The following is a 12,327-nucleotide window of genomic DNA, read 5'->3' as shown; positions in this document are numbered from 1 at the left end:
GTTGCGCAAGCCTCGGTTTCAATCCTTCTAAACGAAAAAATTCTGTAAACGAAATTCTCCAAAACGCGATTATTCCGTTCTTGGTTTAAACTTCCGATCTGTTTTGCCTAATTCTTCATCACTAATCTGATATTCTTTCTGTAAGAATTCTCTAAAATCCATGGACTTGTGGTGATCCCGTTCTCCATCACACTGACGATTGCCCATAACCGCCTTCGTAACTCCCGCAACCGTGATCGGTTTGAGAGTCAGGTTTTGAGTTACGGGACATACTCCCGGTTTCGGAGAAAGTCCGTTGTAAGCGCAGGTTCCTCCACCTTGCACTTCCTCGGGCATAACGTCTTCGCCGAAGGTCGGATAATTTTGACCGCCGTAAAAACGATTGTACATTCTTCCCCAAATCGGAACCGCAAGAACCGAAGCCGCCTGTCCTCTCCCCAAAGAAATCGAACTCTTATCGAATCCCAACCAAATCACGGTCGTGTAGTTTGGATCGAATCCGCAGTACCACGCGTTTGTAAACGAAGAAGTCGATCCCGTTTTTCCGGCCGCGATTCCACGGTAGTTTCCCTTGTCCGGATCGCGCAAACCCATGGCCGCAGTTCCGGCCATCGCTACGTTCGTGAGCATTTTCTTAAGAATGTAGGCGGTTCCTTCGGAGATCACTTGAATGCTTCCGTCTTTGGCCTGTTTTTGCAATTCTTCCTGAACCTTGACTTCTTCGTTGTAGATCACGTTTCCGCTTTGATCGATCACATAACGAACGGAAAACGGAATCACCCTTCTTCCGTTGTTGGCGATGGTCGCATAACCGAGAGCCATCTCGAGCGGAGTGAGTTCCGCAATCCCGAGCGCGAGCGCGGGACTGGAAGGAAAACGGCTCGGATTCACTCCGAGAAGTCGGGAAGAAAAATCGATGACCGCGTCGGGTCCGGTTCGCAGGAACACCTGCACCGATACGATGTTAAGCGACAAAGAAAGCGCTCTCGACAACGGAACCATTCCCAAGAAGTCTCCGTCGAAATCCTGAGGAGACCAACCCTCGCCTTCTTCCGTTAATGTGGTGAGAGGAGCGTCCATGATTCCCGTTCCGCTTCCCACGACGCGCTCGGAAATCGCGGCTCCGTAGACGAACGGTTTGAACGCGGAGCCGGTTTGGCGTCTCGCCATCGTGGCTCGGTTGAACTGATTTTTCGGAGTGAATTCATATCCTCCGACCATCGTCTGAATATAACCGGTGGAAGGTTCGATCGTAATCGCGGCTCCTTCCACGTGTAAATTTTTACCGAAGACCGCGCTTTGTTTTTGAAACTCGCCGATCGCCGCGGATTCGTTTTCGCCCGGAGTCAATATGGTAAGAATATCGACTGCGTCGATGAGTTCTCTTTCGAGCGCGACTCGGTAGTTCGCTTTCTCGTCCAGCTTACTGATAAACGGCATTCCGATCGGGAAAACCGAACCCATGAGATAATAAAGACCTACGAGACCGCGGTCCGCGCCGCCGGAATAATTCACGGTCACACCGGAAACCAGGTCGTCGTGTTTTTTGATCGCTCTGGACAATTCTTCCTGAGCGATTTCCTGTTTGCGCGCGTCGAGAGTCGTATAAACCTTCAGACCGCCGGTATAAACCTTGTCTTCTCCGAGTTCCTTTTCGAGTTTTTGACGGACATACTCGGTGAAGTGAGGAGCCTTGTTCAGACGATTTCCCCAGGTGGATTGAGAAGGTGCTTTCGTAATCACGACCGGCCAGTATTTATTCCAGAAATCGTCGTGGATGGATTGAACCTTATCGGCTGGAATATAACCTTGTTCCGCCATAAGTCTCAGAACGCTCAAGTGCGCGCCTTTTGCAATCGCCGGGTTTTTATACGGAGAATACTTTACGGGAGCCTTGGGAAGTCGGGCGAGCATCGCCGCTTCCGCGATGTCAAGATCGCTTACGTCCTTTTGAAAATATACGTCCGCCGCGGAAGCGAGCCCAGTCGTTCCGTGTCCGAGATAGATAAGATTAAAATAAATTTCTAATATTTCTTCTTTTGAATATTCTTGTTCGATCTGAAGCGTAAAAAGAGCCTCGATGAATTTTCTCGCAAAGGAACGTTTTCTGTTTTGAAGAACGGTTTTAGCGAGCTGCTGCGTGAGAGTGGAACCGCCCTGTTTGATTCTTCCCGAAATGACGTTTACGACTCCGGCGCGCACGATCGCCATAAAATCGATCCCGAAGTGATTGAAGAAGTTGTTGTCCTCGACGGAAAGAAATGCCTGAACCACGTGCGGAGGAATATCCTGATATTTCAGAAGCTGCTGTTTGTGTTTATAAAGTTCCGCGAAGACGACTCCGTTGATGTCGTAGAGTCGGGTCGGAGTCGTGGGCTGGTAGGAAGCGAGCATCGCGAGTTCTCCCCCTTCGTCCACTTCCGAAAGAATATAACCGAAAAAGAGACCTCCTAAGAGGGCGATGATGAGCAATGTTTTGGAGGTTCTATGCAGTCCGATACTTTTCATACTAATTTATAAACGTTCCCTTCTACCGCGAGTTCGATCTCGATCGTGCGATTCCCGAGCGCGACGGCGTGCGCTTGGGCTTCCTGGAGAATGATGTCCAAAACGTCGTCCGCATAAGCGGGTTCGTGATGGGTCAGAACGAGTTTTTTCACGTTCCAGGCGACCGCGCAGTTTACGGCCATCGTGTAGGAAGTATGTCCCCAGTCAAATTTTTGGAAGGATTCGTCCAAAGTATATTGGGAATCCAGAACCAGGAGGTCGGCATTTTCGAAAAACGGCTTCATTTCCGTGACGGAAGCAAAGTCTTCTCCCGTAAATTCCGCATCCGTGGCAAAAACAAAGACCTTTCCTTTTTCCTCCAAACGGTAGGCGAACGAACCGCCCGGATGTTTGAGAGGATACAACCTGACCTTACAATCTCCCTCTAAATCCAAAGTTTCGTCAGGGCGTAGGCAGGTAAAGAGTTTCGTGGAGGCAAGGGCGGAAAATGGAATGGGAAAGAATTCGGGAGATTGTTGTTTTTCGAAACGTTCCGGAAGATCGGCAAACGGAGAATAAAAATGGAACTCGTTCCCCGGAATGTAGAGCGGTTTGAAAAAGGGAATCCCCTGAATATGATCCCAATGCGTGTGCGTAAAGAAGAATGCGATCTTTCCCTCACCTTTTGAAAACTCTCCCTGCATGAGTTCGTCCGAGATTACGCGTCCTCCCGTACCGCAATCCAGGATGATTCTTTTTCCCGAGGAAAGTTTTACGGAAACGCAGGTCGTGTTGCCGCCGACCACGTGCGTAAGATACGGAGGAAGTTTGGAAATAAATTTCTGAATATCGGCAAGCGCGTCCGGTCCCGTGTCCCGAGCGATTTCCAGGATTTGAGTCACTTTCTGAATGTATTCCGGGGTGCGGAGAGGAGAGGAAATGGAACCCCGAGTACCGTAAAGTTGAACGATCACCTTGAGCCGATTATTTCCGTTTGAAACATTCTGTCAAAGAGAAGAGGAAAAGAAAAACCGTTTTACGGTTGTCGTCGGATTCTAAAGAGAAATCATGTTCCCCTATGACAGGCATCTACAATCGGATCGGTCCGGAACTGACTCCCGTAGTCCGCACCTTATTGATCCTAAACGGGGGACTTTTTGCGGTTCAGCTTTTGCTCTCCTGGACGATCGGAGATTATCTCACGTTGTATCTGGGAATGACGCCGGATTTGATCAATCGTAATTACTTTGTCTGGCAGTTCATTACGTACGCATTCTTACATTCGGTTCAGAACTTCTTTCATATCCTGTTCAACATGTTTTCGCTTTGGATGTTCGGATCGATACTTGAGAACTACTGGGGCGGAAAGAATTTTCTGAAGTTTTATTTATTCTCCTGTTTTATGGGAGGATTTTTTCCGTGGATGCTTCACAACTTCGGATTTCACCAAGGCACGATCATAGGAGCCTCGGGAGGAATCTACGGTTTGTTAATCGCGTTTGCGCTCATCTGGCCGAACCAGGAATTGCTGTTCATGGGATTTTTTCCTTTGAAGGCGAAATACATGGTGATCATTTTGATGCTGATCATCGCGTTTTCCGGTCCCGGCGGAAACATCGCTCACATGGCGCATTTGGGCGGAGCGATCGGAGGCGGCCTTTATTTTCTTTATTATAATAAACTAAAGTCTAAGATTCCCGCTTCGTTGTCCTTAAGCCGTTATCTTCAAAAACGGAAAATGAGAAAGTGGCAAGAGGAAATGAACCGCAAAATTCACGTTCGGGAAGAAGTGGATCAGCTACTCGATAAAATCTCCAAGTCGGGAATGGACTCGCTTTCCAGAAAGGAAAAGAAATTCCTAAAGGACGCTTCGAGCAAATATTATTCGGAAGAATGACGGGTGCCGCGGCCGATCAAGTAAGAAGGATCGGAAGAATCAGTTTCCGATTTTGCTCCAAGGACGAACGTTCGCTTCAGGCAATCCTTTTTCGGTAAAATAAAGTTTGTCGGGACAATGGAACGCAACTCTGATTCAAAAAGTGTGGGAACTCCTCGTCCGTGTTTTACTAAAAAACCTTGTAAGTAGTAAGCAGAATTTACCTTGAATCCGAAAATGTAGGAACTCATACGAAAAACAAATGGGAATGACTCGGTAAAAGCAACGTTCTCTGCAATATAGGAAATTCGATTCCGGTTTTTTTTGAAAAAAATGTTGGAACTACCACAAATTCGAAAAGGTGACAACGACAATGAAATACGCATATCCGCCCGAACCTGTTTCTTTACTCGGAAAGTACGTCGAACTGCATCCGCTTAGAGCGGAACATCACGACGAGTTAGTCAAAGCTGTGTTAGACGGAGAACTGTGGAAACTTTGGTTTACGATGGTCCCTTCGCCCGAAGAGATGAAACACTGGATCGATAACGCGCTACTGGAAGAAAAGGAAAAGTCCTCTTTACCCTTCGTGGTTCGGCGCAAAAGCGATCAAAGGATCATCGGCAGCACGCGTTATATGAATATCGAGAAGGTTTCCAACCGACTCGAAATCGGTTCCACTTGGTATGCGAAAGAATTTCAAAAAACGCCCGTGAACACGGAATGCAAACTTCTCCTTTTGGAACACGCATTCGAAAATCTGGATTGTATCGCGGTGGAATTTAGAACGCACCGTCTCAACGAAAATTCAAGACGTGCTATCGAGAGGCTCGGAGCTTCGTTAGACGGAATCCTGCGCAACCATCGAGTGATGCCGAATGGAACGTTACGCGACACTGCCGTTTACAGCATTCTAACAAACGAATGGCCCACCGTAAAATGTCATTTGGCGTTTAAGCTGAAGGGCGGGAAGTAGAGTTTTCGCAATATTTCTTTAAAGATCATTTGCAATTCTTCTGATAGTCGTCCGCGATCAATAAACAAGGAGCGATTTTTGCGGAAACAGGAGCATCCCCACCGATACAGCTTGATGAAAAGGTATAATAATCGAACGCGCATCTGTCGATCTCTTTGGCATGGACATCACCCAACTCATCTTCTAAATTGCAGGACACAATCACTAAGATTAGCGACAACGCAAAAATAAGAATTTTAAATTTTACTAATGTTCTCATTCTTACTACCAAATCCGATGGCTTAACTTTTTTCATGTTGTATTTTCCTCTCGAAATGTAATCGTTTTATTAAACACCTTTTCTCTGAATTTTTCGCGTAATTCAATCCGAAAATGAATGATTCAGGATTCAGCTTATAAAGCGAACCGGCACTTCGCTTGAATTAGGATCGAATCGTTTGTAAAAATCTTATTTCTAAGATCGGTTCATGCGATCCCGCTGATAGCGATCAAGATCCTATGCTGCTTTCCACTCGAACTGGATATTTGTAACGAATTAGGATAGGCGCTTAGGAATCATTTCGATTGGTAGAATGGGAAGAACCTCAAACTTGTAGAAAACGGCCGATCGAACGGCCGGAATGCCGATCCGTTCGAAAATTAAACTTGTTGGAACTACCACCTTGTTCCGAAGTCGTATCTAAGAAGTTCTGTTTAAAGTCTGGAAATGTAGGAACTACCACATTTCGCCGAATCATGCGCACATTCTCATTCGTACAAAATTCGATCCGATCCGCCGCGGCCAATCTCGCAATTGAAGAAGCGATCGGCCTCAACCTCGTATCTTCCGGTTACGGAGCCGGATTGCGGATTTGGAAAAATCCGTTCTCCATCGTGCTCGGCCTTTCCGAAAAAGCGGAGGACACGATTCTCCCGGAAGTCGTTCAAAGATTTCAAGGACGCGCTTTGCAGCAGAATTCAGGTGGAAACGTTTTCAACGTAGCGCACGAACAAAATAAAAATTCGTCCCTTTCGGTTGATCGCGAGGGCGAAGTTACAAAACGTTTAACGGAAAATGCGGGAGCAAAACTCGTTCGTCAAAAAATTTTTGACCAAAAATTTCCGGCGATTGTTCGTCGAGCCAGCGGAGGCGGAACGGTCGTCCACCATCCGGAGGAGAATCTCAACTTTACCTTCTTCCTATCCTTGGACGTGAAACCGGAACTCTACAAAGTAAAGGAATCCTACGATTACTTTTTGAACCTCGTCGTGAACGCGTTAAAGCGGCAAACGTTAGACGCTTCTTTCCGAGGCAAATCGGATCTAGCCGTATTCGAACAAGGATTGGAAAAGAAGATTTCCGGAAACGCTCAGTTCCGCAAAAAAGGCGCGGTGGTTCATCACGGGACCCTGATCCTAAAACCGTCTTTGATTTCCAGAGTTTCCGAACTTCTCAAACACCCTCCGGAAGAACCGGAATACAGAAAGAACCGCAAACATTCCGATTTTGTGACCTCTCTTCCGAACGATTTTTCTACCGTAAAATTTGGTCAGGACCTATCTCATGTATTTGCCGAATCGCTGGGCCTTTCCAGAATGGGCACAGAGAGGGATCTCCGGTTTACGAAATCGGTTTTTCAAGAAGCGAAACTGCTCTTGGAAAACAAATATTCGAGGATGGATTTCATCTTCAGAGATTAATCGGACTTCTACTCGGAATCATCAAAAAGAAGGGCCAGATGCAGTTTCTTCCGAAAGCAGATCCAGAGATATTCGCAGCGTTAAAACAAGAGGACGAAAGACAGGAAAATAACCTGGAAATGATCGCCTCCGAAAACTTCGTTTCCAGAGCCGTTCTGGAAGCGTATACTTCCACACTTACGAACAAATACGCCGAAGGTTATCCGGGAAAACGGTATTACAACGGCTGCCACAACGCGGACATAGTCGAAAGTCTCGCGATCGAAAGAGCGAAAAAACTTTTCGGCGCACAATACGCAAACGTGCAACCGCACTCGGGAGCGCAGGCGAACATGGCTGTTTTTCTCGCGTGTCTCGAACCGGGGGATTCTTTCTTAGGAATGAACCTCGCTCACGGCGGTCACTTGACCCACGGTTCTCCGGTCAATGTGAGCGGAAGAATTTATAAACCGATTCCCTACGGCGTGGATCCGAAAACGGAAACGATCAACTACGACGAAGTCGCTCAACTTGCGAGAGAGCACAAACCGAAACTGATCGTTGCAGGCGCTTCCGCATACGCGAGAACCATCGACTTTGCAAAGTTTGCGGAGATCGCGAAAGAAGTCGGCGCGAAATTGATGGCGGACATCGCTCATATTTCCGGGCTCGTTTCCACCGGATATCATCCTTCTCCCGTTGGAATGTTCGATTACGTCACGACGACCACCCACAAAACGCTCCGAGGACCGAGAGGCGGATTGATTCTATCTACATTAGAAAATGAGAAAGTACTAAACTCCCGCGTTTTCCCAGGAATCCAAGGCGGGCCGCTCATGCACGTGATCGCCGCCAAAGCGGTGGCTTTCAAAGAAGCGCTTCAACCGGAATACAAAACCTATATCGAAACCGTTCTCGCAAACGCGAAAACGCTCGCGGAAGTATTCGTAAAACGCGGATACAGAGTCGTGAGCGGAGGAACCGATAACCACCTTGTTCTTCTGGACGTATCCGTAAAAGGACTTACCGGGGCGCAAGCTGCGGATGGATTGGACGAAGTCGGAGTCACCGTGAATAAGAACGCGATTCCGTTCGACAAAAATCCACCTGCGGTCGCATCGGGAATCCGTCTCGGAACTCCGGCTCTTACGACCCGCGGCTTAAAACCCGCGGATATCGAAGTGGTCGGAAAACTGATCTGCGACTTTCTCGATAATCCGAACGATGAAAAAAACAGAACGAAGGTCAAAGGCGGAGTGAAGGAACTCACCCAAAAATTCCCGATGACCAATTTCCGTTTAGATTAAAATTTTTTAAACCGACTTGGTTGTTTTCAAAGGCGTTCTGTTGAGCGCCTTTTTTGTTGTTAGAGCTTTCCGGGGCGCCTCCGTCCTTCGGGCGGACCGAGCTCTGCGCGACTTCGCTTACGCTTCGGCCGCACGCGGCTGCTTCGCATCGCTACGATCTCTGGCGCGAGGATTTTTCGTGGCGAAAGAGGATATTTCCGTAAAACGAACGTGTGAGTTCCCACAGTTCCATTGTTACAATCGCAATCTCGCCGAATTAAAAAGTGTGGTAGTTCCCACACTTTATCAGACATAGTCTTCGTATTACGGTCGCATCTATTGAGGAGTTCCCACAGCAGATATGACATAACCTGGATCGAACGTCGCCTGACCGGTCCAAATTGTGGGAACTCACACATATCCTGAATTTCGACTTCTCCATCTCCGAAGAAACGTAGGAACTCCCGCTTTCCCTATTTATCACTCAATCGTAGCTCTTACGATAAAAGCACTTTACATTTATATACATATCATATAATAAGTAACTATGGAACTTCAGGCTCTCACGACCGTGCCCCCTACTCCTTCGGGAATCGACAATCTCTACAATCCGATTCTCAGCTGGGAAAGGAAAGGACTCGGAATGCTGACGGGAATGTCGGGGATCTACAATCTCGCACTACACTGGGAATACGCGTTTGCAGTTTCGGGTTTTAAGATTTTCAATTTGGATTGCGCGATCCGCTTCAACCCCTTTGTCATCACGGCCGAAACAAGAAAAAGGAGAATTCCTCCCGAAGCCTTGCTGAGCAACATTCTCGTTCAAAGAGCATTCACCCCGTATCAAATCCTGGACGCACTGCAGGCAATTTCCTCGCGCAAAAACGAGGAGAACATCCACTTTCTCTTGGCGCCTTGCAAACAATTCTTCGACGGAGACGTTCAAGAAGACGAAGGAAGATTTCTCTTGGATAAGATGCTTCTCATTTTGGAACGACTTCATGAACAGAAAGTCCCGGTTCTCGTAATCGAATCGATGAAATATACCCACCCGACCTTCAAGGCGTTCTTTCCGAAATTGGCGGAAGCGTCCGCCGATCTCTGGGAACTCAAAATCGAAAATAAACTCTCTTATTTAAAAGTAAGAAAAAAATCTTCATCTTCTTCGGATACGATCGAACGAACCGAAGACATTCAGAGGTAACAATATGGGAAGAACCGTTACGCCTTATTCCAGACAAATGCAGCAGGTGGAATCCGGTCTTTTAGAATTTCGCAGAGGACTTCGCAAACCCGATCAGGAAATTTTCGACGATCTGATTCGAGTCGCGAAATTGCAAGTTCAGGCGGGAGTCATGGCGTCGGGACCGTATCCGATCGACACGATGCTGATGACAATGATGATCCATCTCAAAAAAGAGATTCATCAAATAAAAAAAGAAATGTCCGATCTCCAAAAAGAGAAAGGAAAATGAAACCGACTTCACTTAACGAAACGTTATCTATGAAAAGAATGGAACGTCGAAAAAACCTCCGCTCTTCCACAAGCGTTTTTTCACCGATCGTTTGTCGGAACAATTTAAAATATATGCTTGCAGAAACGAAAAAACGTTTTCGCACGGGGAATCGATTCGACCAAAAACCGAAACGCCATGCCTGAACCGATCTTAATAGAAGGAACTTTATTCGATATTTATCATATAGAAGACAAAATCCATCTATGGCTTCGAAACAAAAACGGAGAATGCGTTCTATTCCACGATTTTTATCAGCCTATCATCTACGCGCGAGGGGAAGAATCCATTCTCAAAAAATTGGTGCAGCGATTCTACGAACTGGACGCGTTAGCCGCAATACCGAAATACGTTCCCATGACCCTCTTTTACGAAAACCGGGAAGTCCAGGTTTTGGAACTTAAAATCTCTCGTCCTTCCATTCTTTCCAAGGTTTCCCGAAAACTCTACGCGCTCTACGGAAAATTCGACATCTATCATTCGGACATAGAAGTTTCCACGAGCTACATGGTGGACAAGGGTATTTTCCCTTTGTGTAAATTAAGGATCTCTTATACGGAAGAAAAACACGGAAAACGAATCCGTACGATCGACGCCGACGACGATCAAATTAAGAATTTGGAATACGAGGTTCCGAGTTTCAAAATTCTAACGATGAAATTGGCGCAGAGCCATCGAATCGATATGAAGAACAACTCCATCGTATTCAACGACGGTTCGCAGTCCTGGGAATTTTCCGGAAAGGACCCGAAAGATCTTCTTTTAAAAATCGATAAACTTCTCAAACAAGAAGATCCGGACGTGATTCTTTCCTCGTACGGAGATCATACGATCTTTCCCTATCTTTTTGCGCAGGCGCAAAAGCTGAGAATTTTTCCGGCCTTTGATCGGGATAAAACGTCTCCGATCCGAAGAAACATTCAAACCAAAGGAACGAGTTACAACACATACGGAACCATCGTGTATCGCGCTCCTTCGTATCCTTTGTTCGGAAGATGGCATATCGATTCGGAAAACAGCTTCGTTCACAAGGAAGCGGATCTTTTGGGAATCGTGGAATTGGCGAGACTCTCGCGTCTTCCCATGCAGAAGATGGCGCGCGCTTCCACGGGTAAGGCTCTAACAAGCATCGAAACCGACGTCGCCCTTCGAAGAGGTTATCTCGTGCCTTGGCAAAAAAGCGCGATCGAATCTCCCAAAACCGCGCTTCAACTTTTAGAAGCGGACAAAGGCGGACTCGTGTTTCAACCGGATATTTCATTCGGGATGACGGCGGAGAATGTGGCGCAACTCGATTTCGCGCAAATGTATCCGTCGACGATGGTGCTGCACAACATCTCTCCGGAATGCGTCAACTGTTCTTGCTGCGCGGACGATCCGCAAACGCCGGTCGTTCCCGGACTCGGATATAAGATCTGCAGAAAACGAAAAGGAATCGTGTCCGACGCCTTAGAACACGTACTCGAACGAAGAGCGTATTATAAAGATCGAATCAAGGAGATTCATAAAGCGCACGAAGAAAAAAAATACGGCGACAAACTTTACGGATACGAACGCAAACAATCCAGTTTGAAATGGATGCTCGTCACTTCTTTCGGTTATCTCGGATATAGAAACGCGAAGTTCGGAAGATTGGAAAGTCACGAAAGCGTAAACGCGTTCGCAAGGGAAAAACTTCTCACGGCAAAAGAAATCGCGGAAGATCGGGGATACGTTTTTATCCACGCTATCACCGACAGCATCTTTATCCGCAAAGAAGACTCTACTCCGTTCTCAAAAGAAGAATTGAATTCTCTCTGCATCGAAATTCAAAAACGAACTTCGATAAAGATCGACGTGGACGGAATTTATACTTGGCTTTTGTTTCCCGCTTCGAGCCAGGATCCGCAAATGCCCGTGGCCAACCGCTACATGGGAAGATTCGAAACCGGAGATCTGAAATGCAGAGGGATCGGAGCAAGAAGAAAAGATCTCCCGTTTTTCGTCAAAAAAGCGCAGGCGGAAATGCTGGAATGGATGCGCGGAAAAATCACGATCGCAGACTTAAAGAATTCCGAATATGAGATTTTACGAATTTACGAACGATTCGACGAACTCATCAAATCGGAACGCGTTCCTTTGGAGGAGCTTCTCATCCGAAGATCCACTTCTAAGGATCTGGACGAATACGAAGTCGAGGGACCCGCCGCGGTATCGCTTCACAATCTGAAAGAAATGGGAATTTCCGTTCAAGCGGGGGAAAAGATCCGTTATCTGGTTCTCAATCGAAAGGCCAAAAGCAAAGACCAATGGTATCTTCCCGAAGAGGCGATTTCCGCTCTAAAACGGAAAAACCAAAAGATCCATATCGATAAGACGTATTACCGAAAACTTCTCGTAAACTCGTTTCGGGAAATCTGGTCCGAGTTCGCTTCGTTTCAAAACTTCGATTCCCTGATCGACGAACAACGTTGGCTTCCTTTCGATCGATGTTACAGAACGGAATACGAACTCTATTTAGCGGGTTTAAAAAGAATCGCCTAACGACGA

10 protein-coding genes are annotated in these 12,327 nt (G+C 46.8%); 7 read left to right on the top strand and 3 right to left on the bottom strand.

The features are described 5' to 3' along the window. Positions 1 to 69: 69 nt before the first annotated feature. Together LFX17_RS05315 and LFX17_RS05310 are read right to left on the bottom strand one after the other, a co-directional pair. Positions 70 to 2,508, bottom strand: a complete 2,439-nt coding sequence (locus tag LFX17_RS05315) for a penicillin-binding protein 1A (protein ID WP_238729334.1) — start codon at positions 2,506 to 2,508, stop codon at positions 70 to 72. Beyond that, a complete protein-coding gene (locus LFX17_RS05310; RefSeq protein ID WP_238729333.1) occupies positions 2,505 to 3,461 on the bottom strand; it encodes an MBL fold metallo-hydrolase in 957 nt (318 codons plus the stop codon). Before LFX17_RS05310 ends, LFX17_RS05315 begins: the two co-directional genes overlap by 4 nt. A gap of 104 nt (positions 3,462 to 3,565) precedes the next feature. Between LFX17_RS05310 and LFX17_RS05305 the strand changes: the two genes are divergently transcribed. Together LFX17_RS05305 and LFX17_RS05300 are read left to right on the top strand one after the other, a co-directional pair. Further along, positions 3,566 to 4,384: a rhomboid family intramembrane serine protease gene (locus LFX17_RS05305; RefSeq protein WP_118955448.1), complete on the top strand. Its 819-nt coding sequence runs from the start codon at positions 3,566 to 3,568 to the stop codon at positions 4,382 to 4,384. Between the two features lie 352 nt (positions 4,385 to 4,736). Next, positions 4,737 to 5,339: a GNAT family N-acetyltransferase gene (locus tag LFX17_RS05300; RefSeq protein WP_238745493.1), complete on the top strand. Its 603-nt coding sequence runs from the start codon at positions 4,737 to 4,739 to the stop codon at positions 5,337 to 5,339. Positions 5,340 to 5,364: 25 nt separating this feature from the next. Here LFX17_RS05300 and LFX17_RS05295 read toward each other — a convergent pair whose 3' ends face one another. Beyond that, positions 5,365 to 5,634, bottom strand: a complete 270-nt coding sequence (locus LFX17_RS05295) for a hypothetical protein (protein WP_238745490.1) — start codon at positions 5,632 to 5,634, stop codon at positions 5,365 to 5,367. Between the two features lie 440 nt (positions 5,635 to 6,074). On the opposite strand from LFX17_RS05295, the gene LFX17_RS05290 reads away from it, so the two are divergent. From LFX17_RS05290 to LFX17_RS05270, 5 genes are all read left to right on the top strand, one after another. Next, positions 6,075 to 7,019 (top strand): lipoate--protein ligase family protein, encoded by a 945-nt coding sequence (locus LFX17_RS05290; protein WP_238729330.1) that lies wholly within the window; start codon positions 6,075 to 6,077, stop codon positions 7,017 to 7,019. A gap of 38 nt (positions 7,020 to 7,057) precedes the next feature. Further along, positions 7,058 to 8,305, top strand: coding sequence for a serine hydroxymethyltransferase (gene glyA, locus LFX17_RS05285; RefSeq protein ID WP_238729329.1), 1,248 nt, complete (start codon positions 7,058 to 7,060; stop codon positions 8,303 to 8,305). 526 nt (positions 8,306 to 8,831) lie between these two features. Then, a complete protein-coding gene (locus LFX17_RS05280) occupies positions 8,832 to 9,488 on the top strand; it encodes a hypothetical protein (protein ID WP_238729328.1) in 657 nt (218 codons plus the stop codon). A 4-nt stretch (positions 9,489 to 9,492) separates the two neighbouring features. After that, positions 9,493 to 9,759, top strand: coding sequence for a hypothetical protein (locus tag LFX17_RS05275; protein WP_238745488.1), 267 nt, complete (start codon positions 9,493 to 9,495; stop codon positions 9,757 to 9,759). Between the two features lie 177 nt (positions 9,760 to 9,936). Next, complete coding sequence (locus tag LFX17_RS05270) at positions 9,937 to 12,321, top strand: DNA polymerase domain-containing protein (protein ID WP_238745485.1); 2,385 nt, start codon at positions 9,937 to 9,939, stop codon at positions 12,319 to 12,321. Positions 12,322 to 12,327: the final 6 nt, after the last annotated feature.

This window comes from Leptospira sanjuanensis (assembly GCF_022267375.1).
GTDB lineage: Bacteria > Spirochaetota > Leptospiria > Leptospirales > Leptospiraceae > Leptospira > Leptospira sanjuanensis.
Note: the sequence above shows the minus strand (reverse complement) of the source record. Positions and strands in the feature narration are given on the sequence as shown.

Excerpts from the sequence above, each read along its gene's own strand:
- LFX17_RS05290 (WP_238729330.1), top strand. The coding sequence starts at position 6,075 with ATGCGCACATTCTCATTCGTACAAAATTCGATCCGATCCGCCGCGGCC.
- LFX17_RS05270 (WP_238745485.1), top strand. The coding sequence starts at position 9,937 with ATGCCTGAACCGATCTTAATAGAAGGAACTTTATTCGATATTTATCAT.
- LFX17_RS05275 (WP_238745488.1), top strand. The coding sequence starts at position 9,493 with ATGGGAAGAACCGTTACGCCTTATTCCAGACAAATGCAGCAGGTGGAA.
- LFX17_RS05280 (WP_238729328.1), top strand. The coding sequence starts at position 8,832 with ATGGAACTTCAGGCTCTCACGACCGTGCCCCCTACTCCTTCGGGAATC.
- glyA (WP_238729329.1), top strand. The coding sequence starts at position 7,058 with ATGCAGTTTCTTCCGAAAGCAGATCCAGAGATATTCGCAGCGTTAAAA.
- LFX17_RS05295 (WP_238745490.1), bottom strand. The coding sequence starts at position 5,634 with ATGAAAAAAGTTAAGCCATCGGATTTGGTAGTAAGAATGAGAACATTA.
- LFX17_RS05300 (WP_238745493.1), top strand. The coding sequence starts at position 4,737 with ATGAAATACGCATATCCGCCCGAACCTGTTTCTTTACTCGGAAAGTAC.
- LFX17_RS05315 (WP_238729334.1), bottom strand. The coding sequence starts at position 2,508 with ATGAAAAGTATCGGACTGCATAGAACCTCCAAAACATTGCTCATCATC.
- LFX17_RS05305 (WP_118955448.1), top strand. The coding sequence starts at position 3,566 with ATGACAGGCATCTACAATCGGATCGGTCCGGAACTGACTCCCGTAGTC.